This window comes from Pseudomonas sp. 5C2 (assembly GCF_034314155.1).
In the GTDB taxonomy this organism is placed as follows: domain Bacteria; phylum Pseudomonadota; class Gammaproteobacteria; order Pseudomonadales; family Pseudomonadaceae; genus Aquipseudomonas.
Genome location: NZ_JAVIWH010000002.1, coordinates 134,529 through 154,122 on the forward strand (window position 1 = coordinate 134,529; position 19,594 = coordinate 154,122).

Sequence of the window (19,594 nt, forward strand, 5' to 3'; positions counted from 1 at the left end):
AGCCAGCCGATTGGCTATTGGTCAACGGCCACGCGACTAAGTTCGCTGGCAGGTCGTCTTGTCGTCCAAAATACTGGGTCTTGCAGGCAATATACAACAGAGTGTCAGGCATACAGGGTTACGTTGATCGCGACGGCGGCTCATCAGGATAAAGATGCTCTGAGCCCCATAGCGACCTATAATGCGCGCCGGTTTTTGGGGTAATGGTCATGAACACAGAAGATCCGCGGTTTGCTGGCGTCGCCCGTTTGTACGGCATCGAGGGCCTGGAGCGGTTGCGCGCAGCCCATGTGGCGGTCGTCGGGATCGGCGGTGTCGGCTCGTGGGCGGCGGAAGCGATTGCCCGCTGCGGTGTCGGCGAAATCTCCCTGTTCGATCTGGATGACGTCTGCGTCAGCAACAGCAACCGTCAGTTGCACGCATTGGAGGGCACCATCGGTCGGGCCAAGGTCGAGGTCATGGCCGAGCGCCTGCGCGCCATCAATCCCGATTGCACGGTGCATGCCGTGGCTGACTTCGTGACCCGCGAGACCATGGCCCAATACATCACGCCTGATATCGACTGCGTGCTCGACTGCATCGACAGTGTCAACGCCAAGGCCGCCCTGATCTCCTGGTGCAAGCGGCGCAAAATCCAGATTATCACCACCGGTGGCGCAGGCGGACAGATTGACCCGACGCTGATTCAGGTCTGCGACCTCAACCGTACCTTCAACGATCCGCTGGCCTCCAAAGTTCGCTCGACCTTGCGCCGTGACTATGGGTTCTCGCGCACCGTGACTCGCCACTACAGCGTGCCGTGTGTGTTTTCCACCGAACAGTTGCGGTATCCCAAGCCAGACGGGAGCATTTGCCTGCAAAAAAGCTTCGTTGGCGATGGGGTCAAGCTGGACTGCGCGGGTGGGTTTGGTGCAGTAATGATGGTGACCGCGACCTTCGGTATGGTCGCGGCGACCAAGGCGGTGGACAAGATTGTCGCGGGCGTGAGACGTCCGGCGGATCGCGCCAAGCCTGTTCAGGCGCTGCCAGAGGCCAGTTGACGCATCCGCTGCAGCACCGCGTTCAAGCCGTTGCTGCGTGAGGGCGAGAGGTGTCGGCTCAGGCCCAACTGATTGAACCAGTTCGGCAGATCCACCTGTTGCAAGTCTTCAGCCGAGAGGCCGTTGACTCGCGCCAACAGCAAGGCCACCAGCCCCCGAATCAAGCGTGCGTCACTGGCTGCGCGAAACTGCCAGTGGCCGTCCGTCACGCTGCCGAGCAACCAGACCTGGCTTTCACAGCCATGCACGCGATGTTCTTCGGTTTTTTCGTTGTCACTCAGGGCTGGCAGGCGTTCGCCCCATTGCATCAGCAGACGTGCGCGTTGTTCCCAGCTGTGGGATTGGTTGAAGGTTTCAAGGGCTGTTTGTGCGTCGACAGGCAGGCTCATCGCAGCAGTTCCAAGGCTTGATCCAGCGCGCTGAAAAAGCGCTCGAGATCGTCGGAGTCGTTGTACAGCGCCAAGGACACCCGGATTGCGCCTGGCAGGCCGAGGCTTTTGAGTAACGGCATGGCGCAATGATGCCCTGCGCGGACAGCGATCCCCTGTTCGGTCAGCAAGTGCGCCAGGTCGGCGTTGTGCACGCCTTCGACGACGAAACTCACCAGCGCCAATTGCGGAGCACCCAGAACGCAAATGCCTTCACGTCTGTTCAAACCGTCCAGCAGCAATTGATGCAGAGCCGCTTCATGCGCAACCACGGCCATGTGGTCGAGGCTTGCCAGATAGTCGAGGGTCGCGCCGAGGCCTATCACGCTGGCAATCGGCGGTGTACCAGCTTCGAATCCCAAGGGCGCAGGGCGAAATCTGGCGGTGTGATAATCGGCGGTCAGCACCATCTCGCCACCAAACTGCCAATGATGCAGGCGCGCGAGCGCTTCATTGCGGCCATACAGCACGCCAAGACCCTCGGGGCCATACAGTTTATGACTGGAAAATACATAGAAGTCGCAGCCCAATGCTTGCACGTCATGCCGGCCATGGACCACGCCTTGGGCACCGTCCACCACCGTCAATGCGCCATGGGACTTGGCCATGCTCAGCAACGCGGGCAGTGGCTGCCAGGCGCCCAGCACGTTGGATAACTGGCTGACTGCCAGCAAACGGGTGCGGGGGCCGATCAGTACGGCGGCGGCCACAAGATCAATCAGGCCGTTGGTGTCGAGCGGCAAGATGATCAACTTCAGATCGCAGCGGTGCGCCAATTGCTGCCAAGGCAACAGATTGGCGTGATGCTCCAGCGCGCTGATGACAATCTCATCACCGGCAACACACTCGTGCTCCAGACCATATGCCAACAGATTCAGGGCTGATGTTGCCCCGTGGGTGAAGACGATCTGTGCAGACTCACCCGCATTCAGCCAGTGGGCAATCTTGCTGCGGCTGCTCTCGAACGCCTGGGTGGCGTTGGCGCCCGGCAGATGCTGTGCCCGGTGCACATTAGCCGCGCCATTGACGTAGTAATGATTAAGCGCGTCGATCAATGCCTGGGGTTTTTGGGTCGTTGCGGCATTGTCCAGATAGGTCTGGCCTTGCCGTTGCAGTGCGGCGATGGCTGGAAAATCAGCGCGCCAGGGGGAGGGCAGGGGCATGTTATTCAGCTCAATAGCCGGCTTTTAACGCTACGTATGCAGCGCTAAAAGCCGACGCGGGATCAATCAGTTGTGAGCGTGCAGCGTTGCGTTCAGTTCAACGGCCGACTTGTGGGTTTTGCATTCCACGGCGCCGGTCTGCGAGTTACGACGGAACAGCAAGTCTGGAAGGCCTGCCAGGTCGCGGGCCTTGACCACTTTCACCAATGCGTTTTTCTCGTCGAGCAGCGCGACTTTGGTCCCGGCAGTAACGTACAGTCCGGATTCCACCGTATTGCGATCACCCAATGGAATGCCAATACCTGCGTTGGCACCGATCAGGCAGCCTTCGCCGACCTTGATGACGATGTTGCCGCCACCCGACAGCGTGCCCATGGTCGAGCAACCGCCGCCCAGGTCGGAACCCTTGCCGACGAATACGCCCGCCGAGACACGACCTTCGATCATGCCCGGGCCTTCGGTGCCGCCGTTGAAGTTGACGAAACCTTCGTGCATGACCGTGGTGCCTTCGCCGATGTAAGCGCCCAGACGCACGCGTGCACTGTCAGCGATGCGCACACCGCTCGGCACTACGTAGTCGGTCATTTTAGGGAATTTGTCGACGGAGAACACTTCCAGAAACTCGCCTTTCAGACGCGATTCCAGCTGATGCTCAGCCAGTTCGCTCAGGTCCACAGCGCCTTGGCTGGTCCAGGCGACATTAGGCAGCAGAGGGAAAATCCCGGCCAGGCTCAGGCCGTGAGGTTTGACCAGTCGATGCGACAGCAAATGCAACTTCAGGTAGGCCTCAGGTGTTGAGGTCAGTGCCGCGTCTTCGGCCAGCAAGGTTGCTACCAGCGGCTTGTGGCTTTCGGCCAGACGGGTCAGCAAGGCGGCTTGGCCAGCATCGACGGATTTCAGCGCGTCAGCCAGTTTTGAAGCCTGATCGGTATTGAACGCGATGGCCTGATTACCGCCGGTGTAACCCAGTAAGGGTGCGATGGCTGTAATGATTTCTGCCGACGGATTGATCAACGGCTGTGCGTAGAAGACTTCCAGCCACGCGCCTTGACGGTTCTGAGTGCCGATACCAAACGCCAGGCTGAACAGGGTAGTGGACATGCAAATACCTCTTACTGAATTCTCTAACTGATTAAAAGGGGGCTTCAGTAGCGCTCTGGCTTACTTGAAGGCCGCCGCATACAGATCGGGCTTGAAGCCAATCAGGGTTCTGTCACCGAGATCAAGCACTGGACGCTTGATCATCGAAGGTTGCACGAGCATCAGTTCTATTGCCTTGGCTTGGTCGAGATCGGCTTTTTGTCCGTCGTCGAGTTTGCGAAAGGTAGTCCCTGCCCGGTTTAAAACGACCTGCCAACCATGTTCGTTGCACCACTGAGTCAGGTGCTCACGGTCGATACCTACCGCTTTGTAATCATGAAAATCGTAGCTCAGGTTTTTTTCATCGAGCCAGGTGCGAGCTTTTTTCATGGTGTCGCAGGCCTTGATCCCGAAAAGGCGTAAGCCCTTGTTTTCATTGGAGGAATTTTCCATCCCCGAAACTCCCCGCGCCGTCCAAAAAAATCAACGGGTGATTATGCCACGTCCGTCTATTTGGCGCTTCGGCTGTCTCTTTCGGGATCAGTTGGCGATCTTAACGAAATTTCGATATTTGATCGGGTAAGCTCTCCGTCCTTCGCCTCGGACCTGCGAGATACCCACTCGCAGGTATTTCGACTCTGGCACACGACTCCGCTTTTTTTGGGATTTACTTTCCCCTTTGGTGACTGAATGCGTACTCCTTTACCCACCTTTATTTTATTTGTGCTGGGTTGTCTGTTGTTTTTCTTTGCATTGGGTAATCACCAATTGCAAGGCTCGGCTGAACCTCGCGTCGCGGGCATCGCTATGGAAATGTACCTCGATAACGACTGGATAGTGCCCAAGCTCAACGGACAACCCTTTCTGGAAAAACCGCCTCTGAGTCTGTGGCTAGACTCCAGCGCCATAAAACTATTCGGTGGGACACCGTTGGCTGTGCGACTTGCATCGGCATTCGCTGGCCTGTTCAGTCTGATGTTGCTTTACGCCATGCTGCGCAAGCTCGGACGGCCAGCGACAATCGCTTGGGCCGCCGCGATCTTGATGGCCACCACGGCCAGCTACTTGAGTAACTCCAGGCAGGTCGGTGAGGATGCACTGCTTAGCCTTGGTGTCACATTGGCGCTGCTGGCGTTTTTTTATGCCAGCCGCCAACAGGCCGAGCAAAGGCATTTTGCGCTTGGCTCCTGGCTGCTATTTGCATCCGGGATCATGATCGCTACGTTGAGTAAGGGGGTGCTGGGTCTTGCGTTGCCGGGTGTGGTGATCTTTACCTATCTGGTCGCCGAGAGCGTGCTTGAAAAACGGCTCACTGTTTCGCGCTGGTTGCGTCCAGCGCTGTTTACTGTGGTGGGTCTGATACCGCTGCTGATATGGCTGGGTCTGTTGTATCAGCGTGGCGGCATGCAGATGTTGGGTGATGTGCTCTGGGCCAACAGCGTAGGCCGTTTCAGTGGCTCATTCGAAGGCGCCGGGCACTTTGAGCCGTTTTATTACTATCTGGTCAAGCTGCCGCAAGCGTTTCTGCCATGGAACCTGCTGGTCTATTTCGGCCTTTGGCACTTTCGCAAAGCCTTGGTGAGTAATCGCTACCTATTGTTCTTCAGCCTGTGGCTGGTGGCACAGTTCATCTTGCTGACCCTGGCCTCCAGCAAACGCATGGTCTATTTGATGTCGCTCACTCCCGCAGCGGCCGTGCTTGCCGCTGAATATGCTGCGGTGTTGCTTAAGGGGTTGCAGGAGCGTGCTCCGTCTTCGGCCTTTGCGGACAGGTTGTTACGCCATCGGCGCGTGTTGGTGCTCGGGGTCCTCGGCGCGGTGATTTTGGGCTACTTGGCAGCGGCTTTGTGGCTGGCACCACGTGCGGACCGCAACGAGTCCTTTGTGCCGTTGACTGCACAGGTCAAGGCTCTGCAAGCCAATGGGCAGCATGTCGTATTGTTCAAACCTAGCGAACGGCTGGCTGGCGCCACTGTGTTCTATAGCCAGAGCCGGCTTGAGGCATTGCAGTCCGAGGCTGAGTTGACTCAGTTTCTCAGCGCAACGCCCGGCAATGTCGCAATCATGGAAAGCCGTAGCGAGCCTGTTGCACCCTTGAAGGTGGTGGAGAAAATCACTATCGGCCAGCGCGACTATTATTTCGTCGGGCAATAAGCAGGTTTATCGAATGCGCTACGGCGCATTCGATAAAGCTTACGGCAGGTGCAACAGCACGTAGTCATTCTTGTCGAATCGATCACTCAGCAGGGGCTGGAGCGCCGCGAATCGAGTGCTTTGCAGTGCCTGGTAATCGGTCTTGTCCATGACCAGCCAGGCAGGTCCCTGCACCGCTTCGATGCCTTCAGGTGTATCAGTGAATATCGGCTTCAGGTCCTCGGGAATGTTGACCATGAACTTGATGGCCTTCGCGTCTTTACCCATGCTATGTAGAACCACAGGCGCCGGGTCACGCTGGATCAAATCACGTGCGGCCAAGGTAAAACTGCGGGTGTCGTAAAGCTCACGTTCTACGGGTTCGAAGACCAGTATGTAGCACGACCACATCGCCAGTACTGCACAGATTGCCAGGCCGACAGTTCGCCATTGCTGCTTGAACAGCAGGGCCAATGCAGCGATCTGCAGCACTACCAGTACAGTCAATACCACGTTTATTGACACCAGCTGTTCGGGAAAGCGCTGACGTGCCACCAGTAATCCAGCGATCAACAAGCCCGGCAGCAGCAACAAAATCCCCAGCGTCAAGCCACGCAACCAGGCAAATAAACGCCCTTCGACTGCCTGAAAAGGATAAGCCGCGATAATCGCTGCCATCGGTATCATCGGCAGCATGTAGCGTGCTTTTTTAGCCTGAGGTATGGACAGTCCGATCATTACGATCAGCCCGGCGGCGGTGCAAAACTGCAACAGTCGAAGCGCTGAAGTCTTGTGCTGGCGCCCTGCAATCAATGTGACGGCCAACACCAGAATGGCCAGCGGGTATGCCAGCGCGTAGTTGCCAACCGAGCTGGTGAAATAGTACAGCGGGCTGCTCGATCCTTCCGAGCCATCCATGCGTGAACTGAATTGCATGCGCACGACTTCATGCATAAATGCCGAGCCACCACTGATGTCGGCAAGCAGCAACAGCACTCCGATACACGTTACCAATATCGCGAGGGCCATTAACCCAAACGTGAAAAAACGCCGCCACTGACCATTCAACAGGTAATAGCTACACAGCATGCCCGTCGGTACTACTAACCCTATCGGGCCGCGAATGGCGAACCCCAGCACCAGTAACGCCAGGATCAAAGCCATGCGCCTGGGCGCCTCGAAATGGTCTGCTGCGTAGCCCAGATAGAAGATGGCGAAGGCGACTGTCGCGAGCATCTGATCCAGTGACACAGCACGCGTTTCAGTAATGAAGTTATTGCTCAGCAAGAGCAGGGCAATACTAAGCAAAGCCCACTGACGCGAATACGGAGCGATCAGGCGGTAGATCAGCGACACCATCACCGCTGACGCGATGGCGGTAGGCAACCAGGCCGTCAGGCTGACCACTCGCCCTAAAGGCAGGGAAAACAGATAGATGAAAAATGTAGAGGTTGCAGAGTAGTCTGCATAAGGCTGGCCATAGGTTGTAGGGAAAAAACCTGGGCCATGGCGCAACATTTCTTCAGCAAACAATATGAAGCGTGAATCGAAACCGATCGCGGCCTGCTGGTAGTCTCCTGCAATGAACAGCAGCAGTGCCAGAACTCCCAGGCCGATAGATTGCTGGCGCAGGATCATCAAAGACGCCGTTGAGGGCCTTATCAAGGGTAGGGATGCCAATGTGAATCTCCAAACAAAGATAAGACCATCAGAGCATCCCCCCGAAAGGAGCGCTCACAGACACTCGTCATTCATGAGATCAGAGCCCGCTAAAGGCAGGCTCCGATCGCTAGGTTACTCGGGCGTGTTGCTGTCGGCGTTCCATTGTTGCTGGGGGATCGGCAGGTTGCGAGAATCGCCACGTCCCATTGGGAAGTAGTGGAAACCCTTGCGTGCCATTCTCTCGGTGTCGTAGAGGTTGCGTCCGTCAAAAATGACCGGTGTTTTGAGACGCTCCTGGATGAGTTTGAAGTCTGGAGCCTTGAACTGTTGCCATTCAGTGCAGATGATCAAGGCATCGGCGCCGCTCAGTGCTGACTCTGGTGTACCCATCAGGGCCAGACGAGGGTGATCGCCATAGATGCGTTGTGTTTCCTGCATGGCTTCTGGGTCATAGGCACGTACATCCGCGCCAGCTTCCCACAATGCTTCCATCAATACGCGACTAGGGGCATCGCGCATGTCGTCGGTATTGGGTTTGAATGCCAGGCCCCAGATCGCGAAGGTTTTGCCCTTCAGGTCACCTTTAAAGAAGGCGTTTACACGCTCGAACAGCTTGGTTTTCTGCCGTTGGTTGATGGCTTCCACGGCCTCTAACAGATCGCTTGAGCAATGCGCCTCTTGAGCGCTGTGGATCAAGGCGCGCATGTCTTTGGGGAAGCACGACCCGCCGTAGCCGGCGCCAGGGTAGATGAAGTGATAACCAATGCGTGAGTCTGCACCGATCCCCAGACGCACGGCTTCGATATCGGCGCCGAGGTGCTCGGCCAGTTCGGCGATCTGGTTGATAAAGCTGATCTTGGTCGCCAGCATGCAGTTGGCGGCGTATTTGGTCAGCTCGGCGCTACGCAGATCCATGAAAATGATGCGGTCGTGGTTGCGGTTGAACGGTGCATAGAGATCGCGCATGACCTCGCGTACTTCTTCACGTTCGCAACCGATCACAATGCGGTCTGGTTTACGGCAGTCGGTGACCGCCGAACCCTCTTTAAGGAATTCGGGGTTGGAGACGATATCGAACTCCAATGGGCGTCCGGCCAATGCTTTTTCCGTATGAATGCGCAGGGCGTCGCCGGTGCCCACGGGTACTGTGGACTTTTCGACGAGGATCAGCGGTTCGACGCGATGGCGTGCAACCGCCTCACCTACGGCGAAAACAGCGCTGAGATCTGCTGAGCCGTCATCGCTGGAAGGCGTGCCGACAGCGATGAACAGCACCTGACCGTGCTCGATGGCCAGCTTTTCATCACTGGTGAAATGCAGGCGCTTGCTTTCCAGGTTTTCCCTTACAAGGGCTGCAAGGCCAGGCTCGAAAATGCTGACGTGGCCCTGTTGAAGTTGCTTGACCTTGTTCTCGTCGATGTCCATGCAGATGACATCATGTCCGACTTCAGCCAGAACTGTCGCTTGTACAAGGCCCACATAACCACTACCGAATACGCTGATTTTCATACGGAGTTCCTAGAATTTACTACTGAATTTCGTTGCGAATTGATCGTAATGACGCCCAGGATGACCAAGGTCACCCCCAGTGTTTTTGATACGCTGAAATGCTCGTTGAAGAACGGTAGGCTGGCCGCGAGCAGATAGACTAACGCGTAACTGATACTTAGCAGTGAATAGGCTCGGGCTAGTGGCACGTCTCGCAAAGCCAGAAGCCAGCAAAGCATGGAAAGGGCATAGGCAAGGATCGCGGCGATAACAATACCCGCGGCAAGTGGGTCAATAGTGCCGCTGCCCAGCGCCTCGAGCCACTGAGTGGGGGATGGGAGGCGTGTCATGCTCCAGCGCATCCCGAGTTGTGCAGTGCTAACCAATAGAACACTGCCCATGGCCAAGGCGATACCGCGTTTCAGACTCATGTTTGCCGTCCTAGCAGGACCACGCCCGCAATCACCAATGCGACACCTAGCCAGTGCCGGCTATCGACGGGCTCGTGGAACAAGAATCGAGCCACTAAGGTGATAAGCACGAAGTTCAAGCTTAGCATCGGGTAGGCAATACCTACTTCCAGCCGTTGCAGAACCAGTAACCACAACAACAATCCAGAACCGAGACAGGCGAGCGCCAGCCATAGCCATAGAGAGCGTGCAGCGAGAAGAATGCCGGGGCTTTGCCCGCGCCAGCTCTCCACGGCAAACTTTTGCGCAATCTGGCCGAAACAGCTCAGTAGGCTAGCCGCGAACAAGAGAAGTAGGGTCATGGTTGTGACTGCGAAAAGATCAGTATCACGATATTTCCTTCCTCATAACGCTTGGCGTCTTTGGGGAGTAAGTCGACCTCATGCACTTCGTCTTCGCTTTTCACCCGCATCACGACCCCTACCGATCCTTCGCGTCGAGCCAGAGTTATCCATTGCTGGACATCTTCAAGGCCGACCGTGCGACCGGAGGCGTCTGGGTAGGTCAGGCCATATTTGAGCTCGCCGATTGTGTTGTACAGCGCCACATCGGGGCGTTGTACACGCCACGCCAGGGCAGAGGCAGCGCCGAGATCGTTGCTGAGTAAATGCCGTGCCTGACCCAGTTCCTGCGCGTGGCGGGCGATGAACAGGTCGGGGGTTTTGTTGAAAACCAGGCTGTTGGGCAGGGCCGCTGGCAGCAGAGCGACCACCAGCCAAATGCCGAGCGCAGGTGCGGCCCAGTAGAGCAGGGGTTTGATCGCTTGCAGGGCGTTGGCAATTATCCAGCCGATCAGAGCGGTGGCCACCAATAACACGTGCAGCGGTTCGTTTTCATAGACCGGTTGTTTGAGTTGCACATACACCAACGCGAGCAAGGCGATCACGCCGAGCGTCAGATTGAGCAGCCCATTGATACGCATCGTCCTGCTTTTGGCTTTCTCTATCTGAGCTATCAGCGTGTAACCCATGAGCAATGCCAGCGGCATCAGGCACGGCATGAGGTAGGTAGGCAGTTTGCCTCTGCTCATGCTTAAAAAGGCCAGTGGCAGCAGCATCCAGAGCAGCAGAAAGCCGGTATTTGCCTGATGCTTGGTTCGCCACGCCTGTAGGAACGTTGTCGGCAGCAGTGCAACCCAAGGCAGGCTGGAAGCGACCAGCATCGGCAGGTAGAACCACCAAGGCTGAGAGTGCTGAGCGTCATCACTGGCGAAGCGGCGGATGTGCTCGTGCCAGAAGAAAAAGCTCCAGAAGTCGGGTTCGTGGGTTTGTACTGCCAGTGCCCAGGGCAAGCACACCACAATCGCTACGACGATGGCCAGCGGCCCGTATTTCAGCAACTCACGCACGCGCTTTTGCCAGAGCATGTAGGGCAGTGCGATCAGTGCGGGCAGCAGCCAGGCGAGGAAGCCTTTGGTCATGAACCCCATGCCGCACGCCAAGCCGAGTAAAACCCAGCTGGTCAGTCGTTCCCGGCCAGTGCTGTGGATGGCGAACCAGAGCGCAACCATGCTCAGGTTCACCCATAGGGTGAATTGCGGGTCGAGATTGGCATAGCCAGCCTGACCAGCAATCAAACCGAAACTCATGTAGAGCAGGGCGCAGGCAAAGCTTTTGCGTGGATCGTTCCACAAGCGCTTTGCAATCAGATAGGTCAGCACAACGCTGAGCCCAGTGCTCAGCACCGAGGCAATGCGTACACCGAATAAATTCTCACCGAATACTGCCTGACCGATTGCAATCAGCCAGTAGCCGGCGATGGGCTTTTCAAAGTAACGCAACCCCATGAAATGAGGTGAAATCCAATTGCCGCTGAGGAGTATTTCCTGGCTGATTTGTGCGTAGCGGCTTTCGTCCGGAATCCACAGGCCGTGCGAGGCCAGTGGGAGCAGAAAAGCCAGACAAAAAGCAAGCAGCAGCAAGGGCAGTGCCCAGCGCCGGATCATGCGTGCTGTACTCCCAGCCAACCCTCGCGGCCGCTCAGTGTGCCACGCACCAATTGTCCAGCAGGCAGGCTGCTGGCCTCGGCTGGCAGCAAGTCGCCAAGGGGTTGGAACAAAATATTTCGCAAACGCGCCTGCGCCAGCAATTGACGGAAGTCGTTAGCCATCAGAATCCCTTCTACTTCTGCGTGAATGGTGTAGACATTTAGTCCGGTCGGGTTGAATCGATCAAGAATGAATGCGTTGAAATCGCTGGCACTTAAATCCGGGCCGACGACCTCGTCGAAAGTGGGTAAATCCACCGGGATTTGTGGTGTGCCCAGACTGCCGTCCCCCAACCTTGGCCGAAACAGACTGTGCCCTCGGCAGTCACTGTTGTAGCGAAAACCGAATGATTCCTTAGCTTGAACGATGCGTTCATCGGCCCGCCAACCGGCGGAAGCAGAACACTCAACGGCCTGGCCGGTGATATCGCTGAGACAGTCCACGCCCCGGCGAATCTGCTCGATCAACTCCGCTTCGCTCCATCGTCCGGCATTGGCTTGCCAGCCATGGTGATCCCAGGCGTGCAGGCCGACTTCATGACCCGCATCCAGGGTTTGCCGCATCAAATGGCCAAGATCACGCCCGATGGGTTTACCCGGCCATGCGGTCCCGGCCACCAGAATGTCCCAGCCATAAAGACTGGCTGCACGTGAGCGCAGCATTTTCCAGAGGAACTGGGGGCGGAAGAGACGCCATAAATGGCGCCCCATGTTGTCCGGACCCACACTGAAAAAAAAGGTCGCTTTTACCTGCGCCTCATCGAGCATTTCCAGTAGCCGAGGCACCCCCTCCCGGGTGCCACGATAGGTGTCTACATCGATGCGTAGTCCTGCCTGCATTAGCGTTTATCCGCGATTTCGAGCATTGCTTCACGCAGGAAGAAGTCGAGGGTCTTGCCGATGGTTTCGCTCAGTTCGATGGTTGGGGTCCAGTCGATCAGGCGGCGAGCGTTATCGATGCTTGGCTTGCGGTGGGTCACGTCCTGGTAGCCGGTGCCATAGAACGACTGGCTTTCGACGTCACGGAAACCGGCGAAAGGAGGGAAGTTCGAGCGCAGTGGGTGAGCTTCGAACTGACGCAGCAGTTCTTCGCCCAGCTGGCGGATGCTGGCTTCGTTGTCCGGGTTGCCGATGTTGATGATCTGGCCGTTGCACTTGTCATCGCGGTCTTCGATGATGCGTGCCAGGGCTTCGATGCCGTCAGCCACGTCGGTGAAGCAGCGTTTTTGTGCGCCGCCGTCGACCAGACGAATCGGGGTGCCTTCCACCAGGTGCAGGATCAGTTGGGTGATGGCACGCGAGCTGCCGATCCGCGCCGAGTCCAGACGGTCCAGGCGTGGGCCCATCCAGTTGAACGGACGGAACAGGGTGAAGCGCAGGCCTTTCTGACCATAAGCCCAGATTACCCGGTCGAGCAATTGCTTGGAGACCGAGTAGATCCAGCGCTGCTTGTTGATCGGGCCGACGATGAGGTTCGAGGTGTCTTCGTCGAAATTCGGGTCGGTACACATCCCGTACACTTCGGAGGTTGACGGGAAGATCACGCGCTTGTTGTATTTCACGCAGTAACGCACGGTCTTCAGGTTTTCTTCGAAGTCGAGTTCGAACACGCGCAGCGGGTTGCGGGTGTATTCGATCGGGGTGGCGATGGCCACCAGCGGCAGCACGACATCACATTTTTTGATGTGATATTCGATCCACTCGGAGTGGATGCTGATGTCGCCTTCGACGAAGTGGAAGTTCGGGTGGCTGCGCAGGCGGTCGATGGCGTCGGAACCGATGTCCATGCCATAGATTTCGTAGCGGTCGTCTTGCAGCAGGCGCTCGGACAGGTGGTTACCGATAAAGCCGTTGACGCCGAGGATCAGAACACGGGTGCGACGCACGGCACGTGCCGACTCGCTGCCGACCATGCGCGAGCCTTCGACCAGACCCAGTTCGCGGGCCAGTTGCGGGCCGCTGAGGTACAGCCCGGCGTCGCCACGCTGACCGGCGGTGATCACCAGGGAGTCTTCGCCACAGGCGATGCGCAGGGGATCGGAACTGATCACTCGGCCTGGGGCGATGCCTTCATTGCCGGCAACGACGTCGGCGCTCCAGACGATCAGTTTGTGTTCGCCAACCGGGCAGAAAGCACCAGGGTAAGGCTGGGTCACGGCGCGCACCAGGTTGAACAGCTGTTCGGCCGGGCGCTTCCAGTCCAGCAGGCCATCGGCCGGGGTGCGGCGTCCGAAGTAGGACGCTTGGGTGTCGTCCTGGGCGGTTTCAGTCAACTTGCCCTGGGCCAGCAGCGGCAATGCGTCGCGCAACAAGTTGGCAGCGGCGTCGCGCAACTTAGTGTGCAGGGTCAGGGCGGTGTCGGAGCGTTCGATGGCCACACGCTGTTGAGCCAGGATAGCGCCGGCATCGGCGCGCTTGACCATGCGGTGCAGGGTCACGCCGGTTTCGGTTTCGCCATTCACCAGGACCCAGTTGGCTGGGGCGCGGCCGCGATAATGCGGGAGCAGGGAGCCGTGCAGGTTGAAGGCGCCTTTGCTCGCGCAGGCCAGCAATTGCTCGCCCAGCAGATGGCGGTAATAAAAGGAGAACAGGTAGTCGACGTTGAGTTTGCTGATCCGCTCAATCCACAGAGGATGGTTGGCATCTTCCGGGGCGTGCACCGGAATGCCTTTGCGTGCACACAATTGCGCGACGGAACCGTAGAAGGTGTTTTCCTTCGGGTCGTCGGCATGGGTAAACACGGCAGCGATTTCATAGCCTGCGTTGAGCAAGGCTTCGATGCCAGCACAACCAATATCGTGATAGGCAAAGACGACAGCTTTAGGATTCATAACGTGACCTGAGTGGAAGATGAAGACGGGTGTGAGCTGTTAGCATTTACAGCGGACGTCGCGGACGGGCTGCGCAGCACTTTTTCGATGAAAAAACGCGGGCGGGCCCGGACATCGCTGTACATGCGGCCCAGGTATTCGCCCAACAGTCCCATGCCGATGAACTGGCCGCCGGTGAACACGAACAGCACAGCAAACAAAACAAAGGTGCCGTGGCCAGCCCAGGTGGCGCCGAAAATCAGGCGCAAACCGATGAGCAACACGGCGAACAGCACGCCGAGAAAGGCCATGCTGAAGCCGAGGATGCTCAGCAGGCGCAAGGGCGTGGTGGTCATGCAGGTGATCAAGTCGAACATCAGGTTGATCAGGCGCATCGGGCTGTATTTCGAATCACCATGTTCGCGCTCGGCGTGCGGGACGAGCACCTCGGTGGTGTGGCGGGCGAAGCTGTTGGCCAGAATCGGGATGAACGTACTGCGCTCGCGGCAGGCCAGCATGGCGTCGACGATCGTGCGTCGATACGCCCGCAGCATGCAGCCATAGTCGCTCATGGCCACGCCGGTGGAGCGTTGCACGGCCAGATTGATCAAGCGCGACGGCCAACGACGCCAGGCTGAATCCTGACGGTTGTTGCGCACGGTGCCCACCACGTCGTAGCCGAGCTCGGCCTGGGCAACCAGGCGCGGAATTTCTTCCGGCGGGTTTTGCAGGTCGGCGTCCAGAGTGATGACGACATCGCCTTTGCATTGCTCGAAGCCGGCCATGATGGCCGCGTGCTGGCCATAGTTGCGATTGAGGATCACCGCGACAATGGAGCTGCCTTCACGCTCCGAGGCGTCCTGAAGGATTTGCGCAGAGTTGTCGCGGCTGCCGTCGTCGACCAAAACGATTTCGAATTCATGGTGCAACTGTGCACAGGCCGCTTCGGTGCGGCGCAACAACTCAGGCAGGCTCTGCTCTTCGTTGTAGACCGGGATGACGATCGAAACGCACTGAATCGGATAAGGTTTCACAGGCTTCGTTCCAGAGTGGTTTCAATAGCACACGCAACGCGCTCGACGTCGTCGAGGGTCATGTCGGGAAACAGCGGGATCGAGCACAGGCGTGCCGAGTTCCATTCGGTGTTGGGCAACTGGACCGACGGGAACTGCTTGCGGTAATAGGTGTGCAGGTGGGTGGCGATAAAATGAATGCCGGTGCCAATGTTCTGCTCCTGCAAGCCTTTCATGAACGCCTCGCGGTCCAAGCCACAGCGCTCGGCATCGATGCGCAGAATGAACAGGTGCCAGGCGTGCTGCTGCGGATAGCTTGGCAGCAGAAGCGGCTGGACCGGCAAGTCTGCCAGGCGCTTGAGGTAGGCCTGGGCCAGGACCTCGCGCTTGGCATTGATCTCGTCGAGGCGCTTGAGCTGCACCAGGGCAATGGCGGCGTTCATGTCGGCCAGGTTGTACTTGAACCCTGGCTCAATGACCATCGCCTGCGGTTTGCGGCCATGGGTCATGCGGTCGTAGGCGTCCACGCCGAGCCCGTGAAACTTGAGCATGCGGACCCGGTTGGCGAGGTTCTCGTCATCGCTGACGAACATCGCACCTTCGGCGCAGGTCATGTTTTTGATCGCGTGGAACGAGAAAATGGCAGTGCCTTGCGCGCCGACCGCACGTCCCCGGTAAAGGGTGCCCGCTGCGTGAGCGGCATCTTCGATCACCATGATGCCGTGACGCTCGGCCAGTGCGTAGAGGGGGTCCAGATCAAAGGCGGCCCCGGCGTAATGCACCGGGATGATGGCTTTGGTACGCGGGGTGATGGCGGCTTCGATGGCGGCGAGGTCAGTCATCAGGGTATCGCGGTCGACGTCCACGAAAACCGGGGTCGCGCCGAGCAGGCAGATCATGTTGGCGGTGGACACCCAGGTTTGCGACGGGGTAATCACCTCATCGCCAGGGCCAATGCCCAGGGCGAGCAACGTGACATGCATCGCGCCGGTGGCGGACGAGAGTGCGACGGCGTGACGACAGCCCACGCGTTCGGCAAATTGCTGTTCAAGCTCCTGGTTTTTCGGGCCTGTGGTAATCCAGCCGGAGCGTAAAACCTGCTCGACGGCGGCAATTTCTTCGTCACCGATACTCGGGCGGGAAAAGGGCAGGAAACTTTGATTCATAGGATCCTCTAGCGCAGGAAAGCATTGCGGCTTAAGAAGCGAGCCGTCTGCAATATCCACAGATACTGTTTACTTTGAAAATACGGGGCCGCTCTGACAGGGTCGGTAACGGCGCCGCGACACAATTGTTCGCGCAAAGCATAGTTCAGGAATCGTGAAAATTACGTTTACCTTCAGCGGGATGGCGCGAACTCTATTACATGACCGTTTTGCGGAGCTGCGAGCGCAGGGCGATTCGCACGAGACAGTTTAACTTAACGCGAAAAGGTGCAACAGCAGTATGCGCGTCAAGCTAGTTCAGTAGAGTACTGAGTCCGCGCGCAGACTGTACCGTCAGACCTTTCCTACAATAGCGGAGCTAACCTGAACAAATACTGTCCATCCAGCGGCAAATATTTTTGCATCGTGCCCTAGGATGTGTTGAATACAGCCGGTCTGCTTAAGGTCGTTCATTAACGTGGGCAAAAAAGTATTTTCGGGGGTGGCCTGTTACGATCCTGTGCGAATCAGTTAATAAGCCTGCTCTAGGTCGAATGAATAATCGTTCTCGTTACGTTACCTTGGTCGGCGAATGCGAAACAGAGCGATTACCCTGTTCTTGCAATCAAGAGCATTGAATTGACCGTTCTCTAAGTGCGGCAGTGTGGAAGGGTCGAGCGTCAATGTGTCAGTTTGAAGGTATGCAATTGCCTGGGTGCATGCATTTGACTGTTAGTGGACGACGAGGAAAACCGCTTTATGCAAACAGCCTATACCGTCCTTATTTTGCTGATGTTGGTCGGTGTGTCGCGGTTGGTGGCCCGGTTGATTCCGTTGCCGTTGCCACTGTTGCAGATCGCTGCCGGGGCGTTGCTGGCTTGGCCGACGCTGGGTTTGCATGTCGCGCTCGACCCTGAACTGTTTTTGTTCTTGTTTCTGCCACCGCTGCTGTTCTCGGATGGTTGGCGTATGCCCAAGCGCGAGTTGTGGCGTTTTCGCGGGCCGATTCTTACCTTGGCAGTGGGGCTGGTATTGTTCACGGTGGTGGGCGCCGGTTTCTTTATCCATTGGCTGATACCAACCATCCCCTTGCCGGTGGCCTTCGCCTTGGCGGCCGTGCTGTCGCCGACCGATGCCGTGGCGGTGTCGGCGATTGCTCAGGATCGGCTGCCCGCGCCAATTATGCATATGCTCCAAGGCGAGGCTTTGATGAATGATGCCTCCGGCCTGGTGACCTTCAAGTTTGCTTTGGCGGCGGCGGTGACGGGCGTGTTCTCGCTGGCCAGCGCCAGCCTGACATTTGTCCTGGTCGCCTGTGGCGGCTTGGCCATCGGCGTAGCGCTGAGCTGGCTGGTGGGGCGTTTGCGTGGCTGGATGATTGCCCGGGGCTGGGATGACCCTGCGACCCATGTAGTGTTCATGTTGCTCCTGCCCTTCGCTGCCTATGTATTGGCTGAACGCTTGGGCGCTTCGGGGATTCTGTCAGCCGTGGCCGCCGGTATGATGCAAAGCTGGCTGGATCTGCTGCCGCGACAGACCAGTACGCGGCTGCTTAATCGTAGCGTCTGGGCACTGCTGGAGTTTGCTTTCAATGGCTTGATTTTCCTGCTGCTGGGCCTGCAGTTTCCGGACATCATCAAGGCCGTCGCCAGTCATGAAGTGTCGCTCTGGCCAACCCTGTTGTGGCGTTGCCTAGATGTATTGGCGATTTTTATGGTGTTGTTGGCGTTACGTTATGTGTGGGTGCAGAGCGTCTGGCGGCTGATGGTCGGCTTGCGGCGCTGGGGTGATCGCGGCGAATCATCGCTTGAGCTGACGGCGCGCTCTGGCTGGCTGCTGACCGTGGGTGGCGTGCGAGGGGCCGTGACGCTGGCGGGTGTGATGTCCGTGCCGCTGTTGATCAGTGCCGGGGCAGACTTTCCTGAGCGTGATCTGCTGATCTTTATCGCCGCAGGCGTCATCCTGCTGTCATTGATTGCAGCCTGCATCGCTTTGCCATTGTTGCTGCGCGGTGTCGCTAAAAGCCCGGACCACGCGATGAAACGCGAGGTTCGAGAGGCATGGAAGCATACCGCTGAAGCGGCGATTCACGCCCTGGAAGCTGAGGACCTGGCCGACACCGGCGTCATCCCCGACGCTGCGCAAGCCGCTTTGGCGATGGAAGTCAAAGCGCGGATCATGTCCGAATACCGCCATCACCTCGAGGTGTTCAACGACACCTCCGAAGCGCAGGCGCTGGCTTGGCAAATGGACCAGCTGGAACGACGCCTGCGTTTGCACGCGTTGCGCGCGCAGCGCCTGGAACTCTATAGCCTGCGCCGTCATCACCGGATCGGCGACGACGCGCTGCGTCAGATATTGGGTGAGTTGGACCTGAGTGAGGCGAATCTGGGGCCGGTTAAATAGCCATCAACTTATCTTTTTGGATAAGCCTTGCGCATGAAGGCTTTGTCTTTATCGCTGATCATCGCATTGAGGCCCACTTCCCAATCGCCGATCGTAATGGTGTTAGGCACCGGATAATGCATGATCGACTGCTTGTCGTAAGCGGTGTAGGTCGTTTTGTCTGATTCGAATTTGCGAAGCACCGATTCATCGACTTCTTCGGCGGAATGACCGGCTTTCGCGTAGTGTTCGTACACCTTCGACACGTCCCAAGGAATATCGGCTTCCGGGTGCTGATGTTCATGCTCGGCCCCCAGCGCATGGCCAAACTCGTGCATGATGGTGTATCGGAACTTCGGGTCCGATGGTTTTACACCCAGCACCATCGTAGGAGTCCACGGGTCGTTGGCCTTGGCATCGGTCCCGATCAGGGTGTAGTTCGCGCTGGAGGCAGTCGTGATTCGGATGTCACCTTTACCATAGCCCGGCGTGTTTTCCCGGCCATCAATAAACTCGAACGTCAGGTTTACAGAGGCTTGCCACTGGTTGATAGCGGCAATAATGGCTTGTTTGTGGGGTTCGGGCAGGTCCTCATCGGTAAAACCGATTTTCAGGGTGCGGCCATTGGCCCAGAACCTGGAAAAATGCCCGACGGCCCGCTTGCGGCGACTGCCGGGAACAGATACCCCGGCATTGTCAGGGTTCTCTTCGATGGCGGTCTCATAGGAAACCTGTTGGTCCCTCAAGCGGCGGGCGTTGCAGAGTCGTAGTTCGTTCATGGTGAAACTCCA

17 protein-coding genes are annotated in these 19,594 nt (G+C 57.7%); 3 read left to right on the plus strand and 14 right to left on the minus strand.

Features of this window, described 5'->3' with window-relative positions:
• Nucleotides 1-209: 209 nt before the first annotated feature.
• Nucleotides 210-1,040 (plus strand): tRNA cyclic N6-threonylcarbamoyladenosine(37) synthase TcdA, encoded by an 831-nt coding sequence (gene tcdA, locus RGU44_RS01210; protein WP_322178210.1) that lies wholly within the window; start codon nucleotides 210-212, stop codon nucleotides 1,038-1,040.
• On the opposite strand, the gene RGU44_RS01215 is transcribed toward tcdA, so the two are convergent.
• From RGU44_RS01215 to RGU44_RS01230, 4 genes are all read right to left on the minus strand, one after another.
• Entirely contained in the window at nucleotides 1,016-1,429 is a 414-nt protein-coding gene (locus RGU44_RS01215) for a SufE family protein (RefSeq protein ID WP_322178211.1), read from the minus strand. The two genes, tcdA and RGU44_RS01215, sit on opposite strands and share 25 nt — an antisense overlap.
• Nucleotides 1,426-2,631 carry a cysteine desulfurase gene (locus RGU44_RS01220; RefSeq protein WP_322215271.1) on the minus strand — a complete coding sequence of 402 codons (1,206 nt, stop codon included), beginning with the start codon at nucleotides 2,629-2,631 and terminating at the stop codon, nucleotides 1,426-1,428. The genes RGU44_RS01215 and RGU44_RS01220 overlap by 4 nt, the downstream gene beginning before the upstream one ends.
• Before the next feature lie 66 nt (nucleotides 2,632-2,697).
• Nucleotides 2,698-3,732: a 2,3,4,5-tetrahydropyridine-2,6-dicarboxylate N-succinyltransferase gene (gene dapD, locus RGU44_RS01225; protein ID WP_322178213.1), complete on the minus strand. Its 1,035-nt coding sequence runs from the start codon at nucleotides 3,730-3,732 to the stop codon at nucleotides 2,698-2,700.
• Between the two features lie 60 nt (nucleotides 3,733-3,792).
• Complete coding sequence (locus RGU44_RS01230) at nucleotides 3,793-4,164, minus strand: ArsC family reductase (RefSeq protein WP_322215274.1); 372 nt, start codon at nucleotides 4,162-4,164, stop codon at nucleotides 3,793-3,795.
• A gap of 237 nt (nucleotides 4,165-4,401) precedes the next feature.
• Between RGU44_RS01230 and RGU44_RS01235 the strand changes: the two genes are divergently transcribed.
• Nucleotides 4,402-5,865 carry an ArnT family glycosyltransferase gene (locus tag RGU44_RS01235; RefSeq protein ID WP_322215276.1) on the plus strand — a complete coding sequence of 488 codons (1,464 nt, stop codon included), beginning with the start codon at nucleotides 4,402-4,404 and terminating at the stop codon, nucleotides 5,863-5,865.
• 39 nt (nucleotides 5,866-5,904) lie between these two features.
• On the opposite strand, the gene RGU44_RS01240 is transcribed toward RGU44_RS01235, so the two are convergent.
• From RGU44_RS01240 to arnB, 9 genes are all read right to left on the minus strand, one after another.
• Nucleotides 5,905-7,482 carry an ArnT family glycosyltransferase gene (locus RGU44_RS01240; protein WP_322215278.1) on the minus strand — a complete coding sequence of 526 codons (1,578 nt, stop codon included), beginning with the start codon at nucleotides 7,480-7,482 and terminating at the stop codon, nucleotides 5,905-5,907.
• A gap of 156 nt (nucleotides 7,483-7,638) precedes the next feature.
• Complete coding sequence (locus RGU44_RS01245; RefSeq protein ID WP_322215282.1) at nucleotides 7,639-9,015, minus strand: UDP-glucose/GDP-mannose dehydrogenase family protein; 1,377 nt, start codon at nucleotides 9,013-9,015, stop codon at nucleotides 7,639-7,641.
• The gene (arnF, locus tag RGU44_RS01250; protein ID WP_322178218.1) at nucleotides 9,012-9,425 is read right to left on the minus strand and encodes a 4-amino-4-deoxy-L-arabinose-phosphoundecaprenol flippase subunit ArnF; all 414 of its coding nucleotides are present in this window, start codon (nucleotides 9,423-9,425) and stop codon (nucleotides 9,012-9,014) included. Before arnF ends, RGU44_RS01245 begins: the two co-directional genes overlap by 4 nt.
• The gene (gene arnE / locus RGU44_RS01255; protein ID WP_322178219.1) at nucleotides 9,422-9,766 is read right to left on the minus strand and encodes a 4-amino-4-deoxy-L-arabinose-phosphoundecaprenol flippase subunit ArnE; all 345 of its coding nucleotides are present in this window, start codon (nucleotides 9,764-9,766) and stop codon (nucleotides 9,422-9,424) included. The genes arnF and arnE overlap by 4 nt, the downstream gene beginning before the upstream one ends.
• Nucleotides 9,763-11,409, minus strand: a complete 1,647-nt coding sequence (arnT, locus tag RGU44_RS01260) for a lipid IV(A) 4-amino-4-deoxy-L-arabinosyltransferase (protein ID WP_322178220.1) — start codon at nucleotides 11,407-11,409, stop codon at nucleotides 9,763-9,765. The genes arnE and arnT overlap by 4 nt, the downstream gene beginning before the upstream one ends.
• Nucleotides 11,406-12,290, minus strand: coding sequence for a 4-deoxy-4-formamido-L-arabinose-phosphoundecaprenol deformylase (gene arnD / locus RGU44_RS01265; RefSeq protein WP_322178221.1), 885 nt, complete (start codon nucleotides 12,288-12,290; stop codon nucleotides 11,406-11,408). The genes arnT and arnD overlap by 4 nt, the downstream gene beginning before the upstream one ends.
• Entirely contained in the window at nucleotides 12,290-14,281 is a 1,992-nt protein-coding gene (gene arnA / locus RGU44_RS01270) for a bifunctional UDP-4-amino-4-deoxy-L-arabinose formyltransferase/UDP-glucuronic acid oxidase ArnA (protein WP_322215284.1), read from the minus strand. The genes arnD and arnA overlap by 1 nt, the downstream gene beginning before the upstream one ends.
• The gene (gene arnC / locus RGU44_RS01275) at nucleotides 14,278-15,294 is read right to left on the minus strand and encodes an undecaprenyl-phosphate 4-deoxy-4-formamido-L-arabinose transferase (protein WP_322178223.1); all 1,017 of its coding nucleotides are present in this window, start codon (nucleotides 15,292-15,294) and stop codon (nucleotides 14,278-14,280) included. The genes arnA and arnC overlap by 4 nt, the downstream gene beginning before the upstream one ends.
• On the minus strand, nucleotides 15,291-16,439 hold the full coding sequence (gene arnB / locus RGU44_RS01280; RefSeq protein WP_322180509.1) for a UDP-4-amino-4-deoxy-L-arabinose aminotransferase: 1,149 nt from the start codon (nucleotides 16,437-16,439) through the stop codon (nucleotides 15,291-15,293). Before arnB ends, arnC begins: the two co-directional genes overlap by 4 nt.
• 738 nt (nucleotides 16,440-17,177) lie before the next feature.
• Between arnB and RGU44_RS01285 the strand changes: the two genes are divergently transcribed.
• Complete coding sequence (locus tag RGU44_RS01285; protein WP_322180507.1) at nucleotides 17,178-18,824, plus strand: Na+/H+ antiporter; 1,647 nt, start codon at nucleotides 17,178-17,180, stop codon at nucleotides 18,822-18,824.
• Between the two features lie 8 nt (nucleotides 18,825-18,832).
• Here the strand turns inward: RGU44_RS01285 and RGU44_RS01290 are convergent, their stop codons facing one another.
• A complete protein-coding gene (locus RGU44_RS01290) occupies nucleotides 18,833-19,582 on the minus strand; it encodes a M12 family metallopeptidase (protein WP_322180504.1) in 750 nt (249 codons plus the stop codon).
• Nucleotides 19,583-19,594 lie beyond the last annotated feature (12 nt).